General features: G+C 60.0%; 11 protein-coding genes. 7 read left to right on the forward strand and 4 right to left on the reverse strand.

Features of this window, described 5'->3' with window-relative positions:
• Positions 1–4: 4 nt before the first annotated feature.
• The 4 genes from Enr13x_RS28305 to Enr13x_RS28320 all read left to right on the forward strand — a co-directional run bounded on the left by Enr13x_RS28305 (position 5) and on the right by Enr13x_RS28320 (position 6,283).
• Positions 5–592, forward strand: coding sequence for a DUF2141 domain-containing protein (locus Enr13x_RS28305; RefSeq protein WP_145390223.1), 588 nt, complete (start codon positions 5–7; stop codon positions 590–592).
• A 3-nt stretch (positions 593–595) separates the two neighbouring features.
• Positions 596–2,128, forward strand: a complete 1,533-nt coding sequence (locus Enr13x_RS28310; protein WP_145390224.1) for an ABC transporter permease — start codon at positions 596–598, stop codon at positions 2,126–2,128.
• Positions 2,129–2,196: 68 nt separating this feature from the next.
• Entirely contained in the window at positions 2,197–3,327 is a 1,131-nt protein-coding gene (locus tag Enr13x_RS28315) for a DUF1570 domain-containing protein (RefSeq protein ID WP_231743830.1), read from the forward strand.
• Positions 3,328–3,604: 277 nt separating this feature from the next.
• Positions 3,605–6,283 carry a c-type cytochrome gene (locus Enr13x_RS28320; RefSeq protein ID WP_231743831.1) on the forward strand — a complete coding sequence of 893 codons (2,679 nt, stop codon included), beginning with the start codon at positions 3,605–3,607 and terminating at the stop codon, positions 6,281–6,283.
• A 331-nt stretch (positions 6,284–6,614) separates the two neighbouring features.
• Here the strand turns inward: Enr13x_RS28320 and Enr13x_RS28325 are convergent, their stop codons facing one another.
• Positions 6,615–7,202: a hypothetical protein gene (locus Enr13x_RS28325; protein ID WP_145390225.1), complete on the reverse strand. Its 588-nt coding sequence runs from the start codon at positions 7,200–7,202 to the stop codon at positions 6,615–6,617.
• A gap of 262 nt (positions 7,203–7,464) precedes the next feature.
• Between Enr13x_RS28325 and Enr13x_RS28330 the strand changes: the two genes are divergently transcribed.
• The 3 genes from Enr13x_RS28330 to Enr13x_RS28340 all read left to right on the forward strand — a co-directional run bounded on the left by Enr13x_RS28330 (position 7,465) and on the right by Enr13x_RS28340 (position 12,663).
• Entirely contained in the window at positions 7,465–7,962 is a 498-nt protein-coding gene (locus Enr13x_RS28330) for an STAS domain-containing protein (RefSeq protein WP_145390226.1), read from the forward strand.
• Positions 7,963–8,285: 323 nt separating this feature from the next.
• Positions 8,286–8,999: a hypothetical protein gene (locus Enr13x_RS28335; protein ID WP_145390227.1), complete on the forward strand. Its 714-nt coding sequence runs from the start codon at positions 8,286–8,288 to the stop codon at positions 8,997–8,999.
• 97 nt (positions 9,000–9,096) lie between these two features.
• Positions 9,097–12,663: a carbohydrate-binding family 9-like protein gene (locus tag Enr13x_RS28340; protein WP_145390228.1), complete on the forward strand. Its 3,567-nt coding sequence runs from the start codon at positions 9,097–9,099 to the stop codon at positions 12,661–12,663.
• 125 nt (positions 12,664–12,788) lie between these two features.
• On the opposite strand, the gene Enr13x_RS28345 is transcribed toward Enr13x_RS28340, so the two are convergent.
• The 3 genes from Enr13x_RS28345 to Enr13x_RS28355 all read right to left on the reverse strand — a co-directional run bounded on the left by Enr13x_RS28345 (position 12,789) and on the right by Enr13x_RS28355 (position 16,101).
• The gene (locus Enr13x_RS28345) at positions 12,789–13,622 is read right to left on the reverse strand and encodes a universal stress protein (RefSeq protein ID WP_145390229.1); all 834 of its coding nucleotides are present in this window, start codon (positions 13,620–13,622) and stop codon (positions 12,789–12,791) included.
• Between the two features lie 314 nt (positions 13,623–13,936).
• Complete coding sequence (locus Enr13x_RS28350) at positions 13,937–15,004, reverse strand: dipeptide epimerase (protein ID WP_145390230.1); 1,068 nt, start codon at positions 15,002–15,004, stop codon at positions 13,937–13,939.
• A complete protein-coding gene (locus Enr13x_RS28355; protein WP_145390231.1) occupies positions 15,001–16,101 on the reverse strand; it encodes a DUF1611 domain-containing protein in 1,101 nt (366 codons plus the stop codon). The genes Enr13x_RS28350 and Enr13x_RS28355 overlap by 4 nt, the downstream gene beginning before the upstream one ends.

The raw sequence follows: 16,101 nt of genomic DNA on the forward strand, positions 1-16,101 counted from the left end.
TCGCATGCTAGTTCAGAAAGACAAACTCCCGTTCCGATCTCCGAACGAGAAAGGCCGCTACCGCCGCGCCTGGAAAGAAAGTCACGGCAACCTGTTGCTGTTGTTCGCCGGCATCATTTTCTTGATCGGGTTGGCGATGATTTGGGCCAGCCCGCCCGACCCGACCGAGTTTGACGTCGATCTGGGCGCCGTGGCCGACACCGACCAAGTCCAACCGCTGCCGCCCGACGTGATCCTGATTCGCGTCACGACCAATCAGATCGATTCCGCAGGCCCGATTCGGATCGCGGTTTACGATTCCCCGGAAAGTTTTGGGAATCCCGAACGGGCGATCATCAAGGACTCCCTGGTGCCGATCGACGGATTCGTGGTTTGGGAAATCCAGCTCGCCATTTTGCCGGAACAATTCGCGATCGCGGCCTACCATGATATGGACGACAACGGCGAACTGAACCGGGCGTTGTTCAATGCCCCGGTGGAACCGTACGGTTTTTCCAATAACGCGCGGAGCCTGGTCGGGCCGCCGACCTACGAGCAAACCATCATGGAACGCCCGAGCGAATCGACGGCCATCGAAATCCGCGTGTATTAGTTGATGCATTGGTTCCGTCCGCTTCTGTTGACGCTCCAGCTGATGGGGCTCAGCGTTCTGGTCGCCGCGGGGATCGGGATCACGCTGGCGTTTTTCATTTCGTTGGTCCCACGCCAGCGCCGCGTCGGCCGGGCGGTCATCGGGTATTGCCTGATCAGCCTGGTCGCCTGCATCGCCACCCCGATGATTCTGCACGCGGCCGCTTGGGAGGCGACGGCGGGCAAGTTCGGTTGGCTGACGTTTTCCCAAACCGCCTCACGCACCTACACCGGGCTGGCCGGCCGATACGGCGGACTGGTCGCCTGCGTTTGGATCCACGGACTGTTGGGGGCCGCCCTGGTGTCGCTGGCGACCTGGTTCGGCACCTCGCGGATCCCTTCTCAAGTGATCGATCAAAGTCGACTCGACGGCGGACCGATCTGGACTTGGTGGCGGATCCGGTTGCCGATCGCGGCGCCCTGGGTGGTGACGGGGCTGCTGGCGACGGCGATTTTGGCCGCCACCGAAATGACGGTCGTCGACCTGTACGGCGTGCGGACCCTGGCCGACGAGTTCTACCTGTTTCATGCCGTCCAACCTTCGATCACGTCCATCATGATCGTCCTGGTGCTGCCCTGTGTGCTGGCGATCGGGATCATCAGCACCGTCGCCGTGTCTCGCCGCCGTCGGTTGGACGTGCAACTGCTCGAATCAAATCGCTCCGCCGGCGACGCGGCCGAACCCTTGGGCATGCTTGGCCACCTCGCCGCGCCGGCCGCGATCGTGCTGGCGACGATGATGTTTGCGTTCCCGCTGGGCGGTTTGTGGGTCAAGATCGGACACCGGATCACCGTGTCCGCGGATTCCGACCCGGCGTTCACGGTCGGTTGGTCACTGCGGCAGGCGATCGGGTTGCTGGGGTCGGCGCCGCAAGAATTCTCCAGGGAGTACCTTTGGACGGCGGTCCTGGCGGCGCTGACCGCCGCGGTCTGTCTCCCCCTGGCTTGGGTGGTCGCGTCGACCACGCGGCAACGCCCCCGGCTGCGCCGCACCGTCGACCTCGTTTCGCTGATCCTGTTTCTGATTCCCGGTCCGGTTGTCGGCTTGACGGTGGTGCGGTTGTTCACGCTGTCCGTGCCGGGTCTGCAAACCCTCTACCATCAGACGTTACTACCGACCGTGGTGGCCTTGTTGGCCCGCGCCGTGCCGGTCGCCTACTGGATCCTGCGAGCCGGTTATGCGGGAATCGACACCTCGATCCTGGACAGTGCGAAACTCGATCTGGGCTGGATCGGCCGCGTCTGGTGGATCGAACGCCCGCTTTTGGCCAAGCCGCTGGCGATCGCGGCGGTCGCCGCGGCGGTGATGGCCAGCGGAGATGTCCCGGCGACGCTGCCCGTCCTGCCACCAGGTGTCGTGACCGTCGGCACCCGATTGTTCGCGTTGCTGCACAGCGGTGCACGCAATCAGGAAGCCGCTTTGGCGTTCTGGTACGTCATTTCGATCATCGGGGTGACGATCGTTTGTTCCATTCGTTGGAAGCGCTCTGCCGGATAACGTACACTGGAGCAGACGGAAGCGGCCACTTGCCGCCTGCCCCCCCTCGATGGATTCTCAATCCAAGGATGCTCGAATTGAAGTTGATCAACGCCCACGCGATTGCGATTCGAATTTGTCTTCTCTGCTTCACCGGCCTGACCGTGATGGCGACCCCGGCCATCGGCGTGGAAACCGTGACCTTTCGATCGGACAAAAAAGATCTGGTCAATGGTGCGCCGATGCCGACACGCACCGTCGTCGGCGAAATCCTGGTCGAGGCACAGGACGGGGGGTTGATGCTGCAAAGTGACGACGGCCGGATTTGGATGATCCAGCCCGATCAAATCGTTGAACGCAATTCCGACGACGAAGCGATGCAGCCGGTGACGGCCGACGAGATGGCCGAACGCATGAAACAGGAGTTGCCCCACGGCTTTTCCATCTATCGAACCGCCCACTATGTGATCGCCCACAACACATCCGATGCCTACGTCAAACAGGTCGGATTGCTGTTCGAGCAACTCTACAAAGGCTTTTACACGTTCTGGAAAAACCAACGCTGGCGGCTGCCCGAGCCCAAGTTTCCGCTGGTCGCCCTGGTGCTGGCCGACCGCAACGACTTTTTAAAACACGCCGGAGCGGAAGTCGGAGACACGGCCCAATTGGTCATCGGTTACTACCACCTGTCCAGCAACCGGATGACGACGTTCAACATGCCCAACCTGGAACGCAACGTCGCGACCATCATTCACGAAGCCACGCATCAACTGGCCTACAACTGCGGCCTGCAACGACGATTCGCCGACAACCCGATGTGGATCAGCGAAGGGTTGGCGATGTTTTTTGAATCGCCCGATTTCCAAAGTGCGTCACGCTGGCGCGGGATCGGTCGCGTCAACCAGGTGAATCTCAAACGCTGGCGAAATTACTTGCCGGTCCGTCCCCCCAATTCGCTCGTCACGTTGCTGTCCGACGACGATCGGTTTCGCAGCTCCGATACCGCCACCGATGCCTACGCCGAGAGCTGGGCACTGACCTATTTCTTGCTCAAAACGCGACGGGAAGAGTACGTGGAGTATTTGCGGAAACTGAGCAGCGGAAAACCGATGGCCGAATTGACCGCGCGAGAACGTATCGAAATGTTCGAAGAAACCTTCGACGCCTCGGTCGCCGAGATCGACAAGTACCTCGTCAACTACATGCGCCGCGTCCGCTAGTGCTGCGTCAACTTTTATACTTAGGGTACCGCGGTAAAGGGGTCAGGTACCAAAAATGCGAAGCACCCTGCGGGCCATTTGGTTTTTGGTACCTGCCCCCTTTTCCGCTCCGAGGGGAAATCAAGTGGAAAAGGCTTCCAGCCTGTCATCCACGGGCCGACGGTGTAACATAAGGGGCCCCGAGCGGAACACTCTCTGACGCAATCGCTCCCGCTCGGTCCAGAGCGTCGTCCCCCACCCACTCGCACGCCATCCTCTCCGCGAAACCAGAACAGAAATGAACCCAGCCTCCCTCCGATTGATCCCCTCCCCGGCGGCGCTGACGACCAGCCGGAACGTCGCTGCGATCTGCCTGTCGGCACTCTGCGTTGCCTTCGTCGTCCCCGATGCGGCGGCCCAAAATGGGGCAGCCAAAGCCAAGGCTCGCAAAGCCGCAGCAAAACCGGCGCGGTCCAAGACCGTCGGTCCGGCCATCGGCGGCAATACCGCGACTCCGATCGATCGGATCAAGGCTGCCGAGGGGTTTGAAGTGGAACTGCTGTATTCGGTTCCCGGCGAAGAACAGGGCTCCTGGGTCAATCTCTGCACCGACGACAAAGGCCGGATTCTGGTCAGCGATCAATTCGGCGGCTTGTATCGCATCACACCGCCGCCGGCCGGCGAAACCCTCCAGACCGCGGACGTCGAAAAAGTCCCGGCCGACATCCGAGCGGTCAACGGAATGGTCTGGGCCTTCGGAGCGCTCTACGTCGGCGTCAACGACTACGAACAAAAAATCCCCTCCGGACTGTACCGGGTCAGCGATAGTGACGGCGACGACAGCTTGGACAAGGTCGAATTGCTTCACGAAGTCAAATCCAGAAGCGATCACGGCGTTCATGCACTGATGCCGACCCCCGACGGAAAAGCACTGTATCTGGTCACCGGCAACAACACGACGCCGCCGCCGCTGGCGGACAGCTCGCCGGTGCGTCAGGTCTGGGGCGAAGACCACTTGTTGCCCAGCATGCCCGACGGACGCGGACACAACCGCGGCGTGCTCGCCCCCGGCGGCATCATCTACCGTGTCTCTCCCGACGGGCAAACCTTCGAAGCCTACGCGTCCGGATTTCGCAACGTGTTTGACGCCGCGGTCAATCGTGACGGCGAGCTGTTCACCTATGACGCCGACATGGAATACGACTTCAACACGCCGTGGTATCGCCCGACGCGGATTTGCCACGTGACCAGTGGCGCCGAGTTCGGCTGGCGAAACGGTGCCGGAAAACGAATGCCGTTTTACGCCGACAACCTGCCCGGCGTCCTTGATATCGGCCCGGGGTCTCCGACCGGCACGACGTTCGGCTACGGTGCCAAATTCCCCGCCAAGTACCAAGACGCCCTGTACGCACTCGATTGGAGCTGGGGAAAACTGTACGCGATTCACCTGGAACCGAGCGGGTCGTCGTACACCGCGACCAAAGAAGAGTTCGTGACCGGCGCCCCACTGCCGATCACCGATGCGATCATCTGTCCCCAAGACGGGGCGATGTATTTCACGATCGGCGGGCGACGCGTGCAATCGGGCCTGTACCGCGTGACCTATGTCGGCGATCAGTCGACCGAACCCGTCCAAGCCAAGGCGGCAAAAAACAAAGCCCGCGACACTCGACACATGCTGGAAGCCTTTCATGGTCAACAGGCCCCCCAAGCGATCTCGGTCGCGTGGCCGTACCTTTCCGATCAAGATCGCTTCATTCGATTTGCCGCCCGCACCGCCATCGAGCACCAACCGATCGATCAATGGGCCGACAAAGCGTTGAACGAATCGGACCCAGCCAAGCAAGTCGAAGCGCTGCTGGCCCTGGCGCGCGTGGCGGGCGTTTGCCCACAACATCGCGACGATTCGACTGCCGCGGTCGACACCCAGATGCGAGACAAATTGCTGGACGCAGTGATCGCGATCGACGTGCCAAGCCTGACCGAAACGCAGCAACTGACACTCCACCGGGCAACGCAAATCATTTTCAATCGATTCGGCCGTCCCGATGACGCCATGGTCGACCGCTTGATCGCCAAGTTGGACCCGCTGTTTCCGGCCGCGACGCCGGAATTGAATTGGTTGTTGTGCGAAACGCTCGCCTGGCTGCAATCGCCGACGGTCGCTGAAAAGGCAATCGCGTTGATCCACGACGCCCCCACGCAAGAAGAGCAGATGCAATATGCTCGTTCGATTCGCATGCTGAAAGCCGGCTGGACGCCCGAGTTGCACACCGCGTACTTCGAGTGGTTTTTGAAGGCGGCCAATTACAAAGGCGGTGCCAGTTTCGATCAGTTCATCAAATTCATTCGCGACGATGCGGTGGCCTCGCTGAGTGAAACGCAACGAACCGAGATGGCGGAACTGTTGGCCCGCAAGCCGGTCAAAAAGTCCGCGTTGGAGAACTTGGGCCAGATCTTTGAGGGCCGCCCCGAAACGAAGTGGACGCTGGAAGAATTGTCGGCCGCCGCTCGCACCGGGTTGCAGCAACGCGACTTTGAAAATGGTCGAAAAATGTTCGCCGCGACCGGCTGTTATGCCTGTCACCGATTCGGCGACCAAGGCGGCATGACCGGACCCGACCTGACGTCGGCCGGACGCCGTTACTCGCCGCACGATCTGTTGGATCAAGTGATCCATCCCAGCAAGGTGATCAACGACCAGTTTTCGGCAGTCAAAGTTCTGACCGACGACGGCCGCATTCACGTCGGTGTCGTGGTCAACCTGAACGGCGATTCGATGACGCTCAATACCGATCTGACCAATCCCAATGCTCGCGTCAACATCGACCGCAAGACGATCGAAGAAATGATGGTCTCCAAAACGTCGGCGATGCCGGAAGGATTGTTCAACCGAATGACCCAAGACGAGATCCTGGATCTGGTCGCCTACCTGATCAGTGCCGGCGATCCCAAGCACGAGTTCTTTCAGAACTGACAGCGGGTCGTCAAAACCCCATTGGCGTCGATGCGGCCCGGGCGTGGGACGTCGATTCTTGGACCGCAAGATTTGGCAACCGAATTAGATTCTCTCCCTCTGGGAGAGACGGCGTTTGCGCAGCAAGCAAACGCCAGAGAGGGCCGGCGGCTCGCGAAAGTCTTGACGACTTCCGCTACGATCAACTCCGCCACTTCGACAATCGACGTCCCGCGCCCGGGTCGCTGCGTCAACCGGGTCGCTGCGTCAACCGGGTCGCTGCGTCAACCGGGTCGCTGCGTCAACCGGGTCGCTGCGTCAACCGGGTCGCTGCGTCAACCGGGTCGCTGCGTCAACCGGGTCGCTGCGATTGAGCCGTGTTCTGCAAATAGCGACGTCGGATTCGCCTCAAATCTCGCGCCGATTCTTCGCGCACCAGGTCTCGAAGCGCGCGATTGAAACTCTGTGACATCAATCGCAGATAAAGCAGCATCCCGGCGAAGACCAGCACGGTCGCCACCGGGACCAGTCTCCACAACGTCCACATCAGCATTTTGGCGCCGGCTTGTGTTCCACCTTGCATCATATGGTGTTGAGTGAATTGCGAGCTGACGCTGTTCGGGCCCGCCTTCAAATTCTCCTCCCACGCGGCAGCGTCCGGCTCGAATTTTTCCAGCGCCTCGGCGATGAGCTGCAACTTGATGTAATCGTCGATCCACACCGCGGCGATCAGGACGACGCAAGCGACCAGTGACGCGGCAAACAGCATCTGGGCGTAAAACCTGGCGACGGAAAGCATCTCTCGGGCCACGTAGCGAGGTCTCAAACGTCCCTGCGAATTCCGACAGTTGTCGAGAATCAACGACCGCACCTCCGCAGGCAGAGCGCTGAACGCGGTCAGAGAGACCAAGCAGAAACACAACAGATAAACGATCAACATTCAAACGGCCTTCCGGTGTCATGGTGGTAACGTTCCGCCCTATCATAGCCACACCGCCAGGGAGGTGGCCCGCGGATCGCCGCCGTGAACGAGCCGTTCAACGCCGTTTTCGCCGGGTGGCGCCACCCGTTCACAACATTTGCTGCGATCAAAAAACTCTGTTAGGCTTTCGTTGTGCTGGAGCGAGTGAGATTCCTTGGCGGAGGTGGGTCCGATGACGTTACGCTGTGATCTGTGTGTTTCGCGAACCAGAAATGGATTTGTGGTTCGTGTTCAGGGAAAAGGGACGGCGACCCACAGCCCCGCGTTTGCGGAATTCGTCAAGGGATGCCTGGTCGAAGATCCCGCTGCCACGGTGACCGTCGACTTGCTGGGGTGCGAATACCTGGACAGCACCTTCCTGGGTTGCTTGCTCAAGCTTCAACGCCTGGGCACGATGAAGCGATTTCATGTCGCCGCCGATGAAGCGGCACGGACCAGGTTGTTGACGGCGACCTCTCTCGATAAATACCTGACACTGCTTTCCAAAGCCCCCAGCTCCACCGGCACGTTTCTGCGGATCGACCCCGGCGAAGTCAGTAAACAACAGCTCGGCCGGCACATGCAGGAGACGCATCAGGCTCTGGGAGAACTGCCCAGTGCTTCGGCATCGGTCTTCAAGCGGATCGCCGAGCAACTCGCCCATGACTTGGAACAGCAGGAATCAAACGAACCGAGTCTGTTCGACACCGCGGTGGTCACTCCGCCGCCGCGGCCCTGATGGCATCGCGGGTGGGCCCTTGGAGAAGATGGAGTGATGGAGATAGGGAGACAAGGAGACAAGGAGATAGGGAGATAGGGGTGGAGCGTTCGATCAAAATATGACCTGCGGTGCCGCAGTTGTCTCCATCATTCTGCCACTCCATCATTCTGCCACTCCATCATTCTGCCACTCCATCATTCTGCCACTCCATCATTCTGCCACTCCATCATTCTGCCACTCCATCATTCTGCCACTCCATCATCTTGCCCCCATCGTCTTGCCCCCATCGTCTTGCCCCCATCGCCGCGACGCAGTCACCGTTCCAGCTTTAGCCTTCAACCATGACGCACTCCCAAGCCCCACTCAATCCGTACGCTCCAACGCAGACGATTCCTGATGACTCGTTTGATCCGATGTCGGCGTTCGCTTTCCCGCAGGCGATGGCGCGGGTGGCAACCGGGTTGCGTCTCGTTTACTGGAGCATCGCATTGATCGTGCTGTCGGTCGTCGGTGGCCGCTTCGTTTTGCCGCTGATGATGCGTGGATCGAGCATGGGCACGATGAACTGGATTTCCTTCGCGATGGGCTTGGTCATGATGCTCGGCATTGTGCTGGGATTGATCGGTCGCGTTTTCTGTCTGGCGATCCCCCAGGCAAGCCGAGCCAGGGGGTTGATCAACGCCGCGGTCGCGTTCGATTTGGCCGCCATCTTGATTTGGACGATCTCGTGGGTTGTCGCGGTACCATTTTGGTCGCAAAGCCTAGGGAACTTGCTGTCGTTGACCGCAACGGCGCTGTTTGTCCTCTTTCTAAAACGCCTTTCCGCGCACCTACAACGTCCTGATTTGGAAGGGAACGCGAAGTCACTGATGGTGATGGTGGCAGTCTTGTTTGTCGTAGGGATCGCTGCCGCGGTCGCCGGCTACTTCGTTGGCATCATCGCGGGACTGTTCGGTGTCGTCCTGTTGGTGATCATGGTTCTGCTGCTGCTGCGTTACATCCGACTACTCTCCAATTTGCGGAAAGCAATTCTGGGACGGCTGGGAACGCTCTGAGCCGGTCGGGAATCCGTCACGCCGCGGCGCAGGTTCCTGGTATGATTGAAAAATCAATCTTGTCGCTGGAGTTCCCGATCCGCAGAGACCTTTCATCGTGCGTACGTTTGGTTCCTTTCTCGCTGTCTGTTTCGTCGCTCTGCCACCCATCGGACTGGTCGGCGAGGAGACGCCACCGGCGCGGCAGGTGCCTTGGACGAGTTCCAAGATCCAGGGCAGCCCCGCTCCACCATTGCCCTACACCACTCAACGCGTGTTCGCCGGAGTCCAGCTCGATCACCCGACGGACATCGTCTGGCTGCCGGAGGCCGAGCGATGGATTGCGACACAGCTCAAGGGTCAGATCGTCTCCTTCGAAAACGATCCAGAAAACGCAACGGCGGAACCGTGCCTGGACCTGAATGAGTGTCACGAACGTCCGATCTCGCAAGCGCTGGCGACACAGTTTCATCACGACCTTGCGGGCCAGCCTTGGTGTTTCGTCACCTATTCGTTTCGAGGCGGCGATGACCCGGCCACCATGCTCGTACGTTTCAAGGTACTCGATCCCACCGTCCCGACGATCGATTTGACCAGCCGGGTCGTGTTGGCGAAATGGAGCGGTTCGGGGCACACCGGCGGCTCGATGCAGTTCGGACCCGATGGCATGTTTTACGTTTCGATCGGCGACGGCCAGCCGCCCTATCCGCCGGACGCGAACAACACCGGCCAAGACTTGAGCGACCTTGAATCAGCGGTCTTGCGAATCGACGTCGACAACCCGACCGCCGACCAACCCTATCGCATTCCGGCGGACAACCCGTTCGTCGGTCGCGACAAAACTCGCCCCGAGATTTGGGCCTACGGATTCCGCAACCCTTGGAAGATCGCGTTTGACCCCGACAGCGGCGATCTGTTGGCGGCCGACGTCGGCTGGGAAATGCGCGAAATGATTCACCGCGTCGCTCGGGGCCGCAACCATGGCTGGAGCGTGATGGAGGGCAGCCAACCGGTCAAGCCAGACGTACAACCCGAGATCCCGATCACACCGCCATTGTTCGAACACACCCACCTGGATTCTCGATCCATCTCGGGCGGCCATTTTTGGAACAGCGATCGATTGCCGGAACTCAAGGGAGCCTACATCTATGGCGATTGGATGACCGGCAAAGTGTGGGCGCTGAAGCCCGAAGGTGATCGCGTGTTGTGGCAAAAAGAACTGGTCGACACGCCGCTGCAAGTCATTTGTTTCATGCTGGATCCGAGCGGCGAAGTGCTGATCGTCGGCTACGACGGCACGATCCTGCGGTTGCAGCCCAATCCGGTCACCGAGGCCAGTCAATCGTTTCCGACGCGACTCAGCCAGACCGGACTGTTCGCCGACGTTGTCTCTCTGACGCCGGCCGAGGGTGTCGTCGAGTACCGCATCAGCGCGCACCACTGGGCCGATGGAACACGATCCCGTCAGTGGATCGCGATCCCGGGCGACGAACAACTGACGCTGTACGATCGAGACGATTGGCAAACCGGACAACTGGCGGGGCGCTTCCAATTCCCTCCCGACACCGTCATCGCCAAAACGGTCACCTATCGCAGCGATCCGGCTGACCCGGCGACCGAGCGGCGTTTGGAAACCCAGTTGCTGCATCTGCTCGGCGACGAATGGCAAGCGTACAACTACGTCTGGAACGACGATCAATCCGATGCGGTGCTGCAAGACGACATCGCAACCGAACGCAAGTTAACCATCAAAGACGACCGGTTTCCCGGCGGGATGCGGACGCAGACTTGGCGGCATGCCAGCCGCAGCGAGTGCCTGCTCTGTCACATCTGGGCTGCCGGGACCGTGCACGCCTTCTGGCCAGAACAATTAAACATCGGTTCCCTGCAAGACAACCAGCTGACCCGATTGGCCGAGCTGGGATTGTTTCGCGAACCGGTTCCCGCGAAACCACCGCTCGCATCACCACACGATGAGACCCAGCCGATCCAGGACAGGGCCAGATCTTACCTCGCCCTGAACTGTTCGACCTGCCATCGCAAACAGGGCGGCGGCACCGCCAATTTTAATTTCAATGTGACGAAGTCATTGGAATTCAATAACTATCTCGACGAACCACCGGCTCAAGGAACGTTCGGCATTGCCGACGCGCGCGTCGTCGCGCCGGGCGATCCGCAGCGCAGCGTGCTGCTCTATCGCGCACTGAAATCCGGTCGAGGACACATGCCGCAATTCGGATCCAACGTGATCGACGTGCAAGGCGTGACGCTGTTGCATGACTGGATCGCCTCGATGAACGACACGGACAGGACCGACAACAACGTCGCCGATGTGATACAGGGATTGGAACTGGACGATGATTTTGACCACAAATTGAACCGCATGCTTGAGTCGCCCGGAGGAGCGTTGGCGTTGTCGCTGGCCTGCGGCCAACAAACCGCGACCGACGAGCTTCGCAGTGCCATCATTCGGCGAGCGACCCAGAGCGATGATCCGCTGGTTCGAGATCTGTTTGAACATTATCTCCCCGAAGACCAACGTGTCACCCGCTTGGGGGCAACGATCGACGAAGACGCTCTGTTGGCGATCGAAGGGTCGGCCGAGCGTGGCAAGCACCTGTTTGAAAAAGCAAACGACGTCAATTGCCGCCTCTGCCATCGCATCGGAGCGATCGGACAGAACGTCGGCCCCGACCTGAGCGGCATCGGAACCCAAAGGACACCCGCCGAATTGTTGGCCAGTCTGGTCCGACCATCAGAAACAATTGACGCGCCATACCGTGCCCGAAAGTTATTAACCAGCGACGGCGAAGTGCTCGTCGGAATCGTCACCGAGGAAACAGCGGAGCAACTGACGTTGGCCGATGCGACCGGAAAGTCACACACCCTTGCGACCGACGAAATCGAGCTGATGGAACCCTCATCGAAGTCCGTGATGCCCGACCAGTTGCTCTCCGGCATGACGCCCCAGCAGGCGGCCGACTTGTTGGCCTATTTGCAATCACAACGCAAGATCGGACCGCTGCAACACAGGCGGGCCATCATCCGGCGGACAGCCGAGCCGGTGGTCATCGATGGAAAACGAAATGAAGCCGCGTGGGAATCGGCGCCCTCGGTCGGCGAGTTTGTCTTTACCTGGTGGAACGAAGGCGATGGTCCGAGACAACAAACGGACGCCAAAATGCTTTGGGACGATCGCTTTCTCTACGTTTCGTTCCATTGCACCGACAGCGATGTGGCGGCGACGCGAACCGAACGCGACAGCGACGTTTATCGCGATGATTGCGTGGAGGTGTTTGCGTCACCCGAACTCGATCATCCCGAGAACTATTTCAACCTGGAAATGAACGCGCTGGGAACCCAGCTCGACAATTATCGCCCGCTGGGAAAGCAGCCTGGCGAGGAGTGGAACCCGGATGGAATTCGATGCGCGGTCGTTGTCGACGGAACACTGAATGATTCAAGCGACACCGACCGTGGATGGACCCTGGAAGTCGCCATTCCATTCCGATTGTTTCCACACGTGCTGCCGGCGGGCCGTCCCGAGGTCGGCGACCGCTGGCGGTTGAACCTGAATCGGTTGGAGGGCAACATGGCGGTCAAGAGCCAATGGTCGCAAGGTGACCGCAATTACCCTCGCTTCCACCACCCCGACTTTTTCGGCTTCGTCGAGTTCGCCCAGTAGGGCGAACAGTGGGATAGGCTTCCAGCCTGACGATCGCGGAGCGCGAGCTGGAAGCCTCGCGTGTTTCACACGCGGAGCGCAAGCTGGAAGCTTACGCCACGGCTGGCAGTTTAGGCCACTGGTGATCAGTTGTTGGTCGGGATGGCCAGGACGGGGCAGGGTGCGTGACGGACGACTTTGTCAGTCGTCGTGCCGCGAAAGACATCCATGAATCCGTGCGCCCCGTCGGTCACCATGGCGATCAGGTTGGCCTTCGTTTCGCTCGCCAGTGCGATGATCTCGGTCGCCGGATCGCCCGAGGGAACCACCGTCTGTTCGACCTGCCAGGGGCCATCGGGAACCCTGACATCGGGCATCGACGTCGAGCCGACGTGAAACAGTGTCAGCTTCGCGCTTTCGCTTCCAAATGCCGAAATCGCTCGCAGCCCGCGCTCGATCGCTTCACTGGAGTCGGGCGTCTGATCGACGGGCACGATGACATGATCGAGGTTAACGGCGCCGGTTTCCAACGAAACACAGCCGTGCCCACCGGCGGGGACAAACAGCGTCGGCACATGCGTCTGATGCGCGATCTTCTCAGCCTTGGATGGCATCAACCACGATGCCAGCCCGTCGCGGCCGGAGGTGGCGAGCACCATGAAATCGATCGGGCGTTCTTGAAAAAAACCCGTGATCGCCTCGACGACATTTTTCTGCTCGGCGATCACCTTTTCCACACCGACACCGAGCTTTTCTTGAATGTCGCGACGTTTGGCGTCCGGTGCGATCAACCCCCAACGCACCAGTGTCTTTCGGACCGCCGGAAAGCGATCCCAGTCTTCATAGGCATCGTCTCCCACATGCAACAACGACAACGTCGATTCATTGCTGAGCGCCAACCGCAAGGCGTGGGCAAATGCCAGATGCGATTGGGCCGAAAAATCAGTCGGATGCAAGATAAAACGGGCAGGGGCACTCACGATCAGCTCTTCGAATAGTTGAACAGGGGATTTCCGTTGGGAACACGATTCGCCGCATTTTACTTAACGGGGACGCAAGGTGTGGGCCCATTTTGTCGCGGGCCAGCAGCCTCCGTAGGTCACGCTGTGCGTGACGGCTGCCTGCGTAGGTCACGCTCTGCGTGACGGCAGCCCCGTAGGTCACGCTGTGCGTGACGGCAGACCCGTAGGTCACGCTGTGCGTGACGGCAGACCCGTAGGTCACGCTGTGCGTGACGGCAGACCCGTAGGTCACGCTGTGCGTGACGGCCGGCATGCACAGCATGCCCTACGCCCTAGCCCATCACGACCGGCGGCGACGCCAGAAACTCCGGCAACCGCTCGCGATTCAAATCGCTGCCACAACCGGCCAACCGGGACGGGACAATCTTGCCCAGATCGACCGCCACACCGACACAGGGTTCGTCTGCCAACAACACTGCCCCATCCAAATCGGCAAAATCCAACAACGGCGACAACTGCGCCGCGCCGCTGATTCCGACCGAGCTTTCGACCATGCAGCCGATCATCGTTTTCAAGCCCAGTTGGCGGGCGGTTGTCAGCATTTGCAGCGCCGGGGACAGGCCGCCACACTTACAGAGTTTGACATTGACGCCGTGATACAGACCGCGGCAGCGCTGGACGTCCTCGAACACCTGACAATCTTCATCGGCAATGATCGGCAGCACCGATTCGCGATAGACCCGTTGCTTGTCTTCACGCGACGCGTCAATCGGCAGCGGTTGCTCAATGAACTCCACTCCCAGGTCCGCCAATGGCTTGGAATTGGCAATCGCCTCGTCCGCAGTCCAACCACAATTCGCGTCGACACGGAACACCGCGTCGCAGTGGCGTCGCAACTCGGTCACGATTTCAATGTCTCGCGTCGTGCCGAGCTTGATCTTATAAACCCTCCACCCCGGCTCTTCGCGCAGTTTTGCGATCATTGTTTCGGGTGTGTCGATTCCGATCGTAAAACTCGAATCCACGCCGTCGTTCCATTCCAGCCCCCAATCCTGCCAGGCCGGGATCCCGAGGCTTTTGCCGCGCCAATCGTGCGCCGCCATGTCCAGCGCCGACAACGCAAACATGTCTCCCGCCGTCTCGTCTCGCATCAGCGGCCACAGTTCCGCAGGAGACGTCGACGCATACCGATCGAGTGACGCGGGACGAATCCGCTGGAGCGAGTCGATCATCGAATCGTAGCTGTGACGATAGAACGAATCTTCGGTCACTTCGCCATAGCCGCGGACGCCCCCATGCTCCAGTTCCACGATCAAGCTGGATTGTGTCTCGATCGAACTGCGTGCGATCGTGAACGCGTGCTTCAGGGGCAGCTTCAATCGGTACGCGGTCAGCTTCATCGGCCCAGCACCTCGGCTCGCAATCCGAGACAGGCTTCGACCAACTTGTCGGCACCGGTGCGATAGACGTCGCACGCCGGCAACCCAAACGTCGCCTCGGCACGCTCGATTTCCGCGATCGCCTGTTCGTCGTTCAAATGACGTGAATTGATCGCGATGCCCACAAACTTGCACGGATGCCGCAAATTCGCTGCAACCAAATACGCTTCCATCTGGTCTTTCATCGGCGCAATGGGGATGTCATCGAGTCCCTTGACGTGCGTGCGTCCGGCTTCGTAACAAAAGATCAGCCCGTCCGGCGCACTGCCGTGCAACAACCCCAACGTTACCGCGGAAAACGCCGGATGCGATATGCTGCCTTGGCCTTCGATCAGCAAGAAATCATGCTGTTCGTTTTGCCGGGCCAGTTGCTCGGCGGCACCGCTGATGAAATCCGCGACCACGCAATCGATCGGCACGCCTTCGCCAGAGATCATGATGCCGGTTTGACCGGTGGCCAAAAATTTGGAGTTCTCCTTGCGATCGACCAATCCGCGGTGGACCTCCAACGACGTGACCATTTTGCCCAGGCTGCAATCCTGGCCGACGGTATGGATGCGGGTGCAACCGGGGCGGAACCGGTGGCAATCCGCCGTCGACTTCAATCGATTGCGACGGACATCGATCAAGCGACTCTTGGATCCCGCCGCCGCGTCGATGTACTCCGCATCCTCGGTCAAAAAATCGTGCAGCCCCGAAACGACATCGATCCCGCGACGGAGTGCTTGGAGGATGATCGGACGCCACTCTTCTGGCAGTTTTCCCCCGGGAGGTGCGATGCCGATGTACAACGCATCCGCATCCGGAACATCAGACAACGCTTTCACAACCGGAATCTGACCACCGACATCCAGCAATTCTTGCGAGGTCGAACCCGCCGCCGCAGCATCGATCAGGCCGGCGACATCCGCGGTGCGATAACGAAGCAGACTGATCGCGGTCTTGGCCACGAACGGCGTCGAGTAACCATCGGTGAGAATCGCAATGCGACGATGGGACAGCACCGACGTCTCCGATGGTTCAGAACGACCAGGCGTGGGGTTGGTGTCAATGGACAT

Source organism: Stieleria neptunia (genome assembly GCF_007754155.1).
Taxonomy (GTDB): domain Bacteria; phylum Planctomycetota; class Planctomycetia; order Pirellulales; family Pirellulaceae; genus Stieleria; species Stieleria neptunia.

Coding starts and splice junctions, on each gene's coding strand:
- Enr13x_RS28305 (WP_145390223.1), top strand. CDS start 5: ATGCTAGTTCAGAAAGACAAACTCCCGTTCCGATCTCCGAACGAGAAA.
- Enr13x_RS28310 (WP_145390224.1), top strand. CDS start 596: ATGCATTGGTTCCGTCCGCTTCTGTTGACGCTCCAGCTGATGGGGCTC.
- Enr13x_RS28315 (WP_231743830.1), top strand. CDS start 2,197: ATGCTCGAATTGAAGTTGATCAACGCCCACGCGATTGCGATTCGAATT.
- Enr13x_RS28320 (WP_231743831.1), top strand. CDS start 3,605: ATGAACCCAGCCTCCCTCCGATTGATCCCCTCCCCGGCGGCGCTGACG.
- Enr13x_RS28325 (WP_145390225.1), bottom strand. CDS start 7,202: ATGTTGATCGTTTATCTGTTGTGTTTCTGCTTGGTCTCTCTGACCGCG.
- Enr13x_RS28335 (WP_145390227.1), top strand. CDS start 8,286: ATGACGCACTCCCAAGCCCCACTCAATCCGTACGCTCCAACGCAGACG.
- Enr13x_RS28350 (WP_145390230.1), bottom strand. CDS start 15,004: ATGAAGCTGACCGCGTACCGATTGAAGCTGCCCCTGAAGCACGCGTTC.
- Enr13x_RS28355 (WP_145390231.1), bottom strand. CDS start 16,101: ATGTCCATTGACACCAACCCCACGCCTGGTCGTTCTGAACCATCGGAG.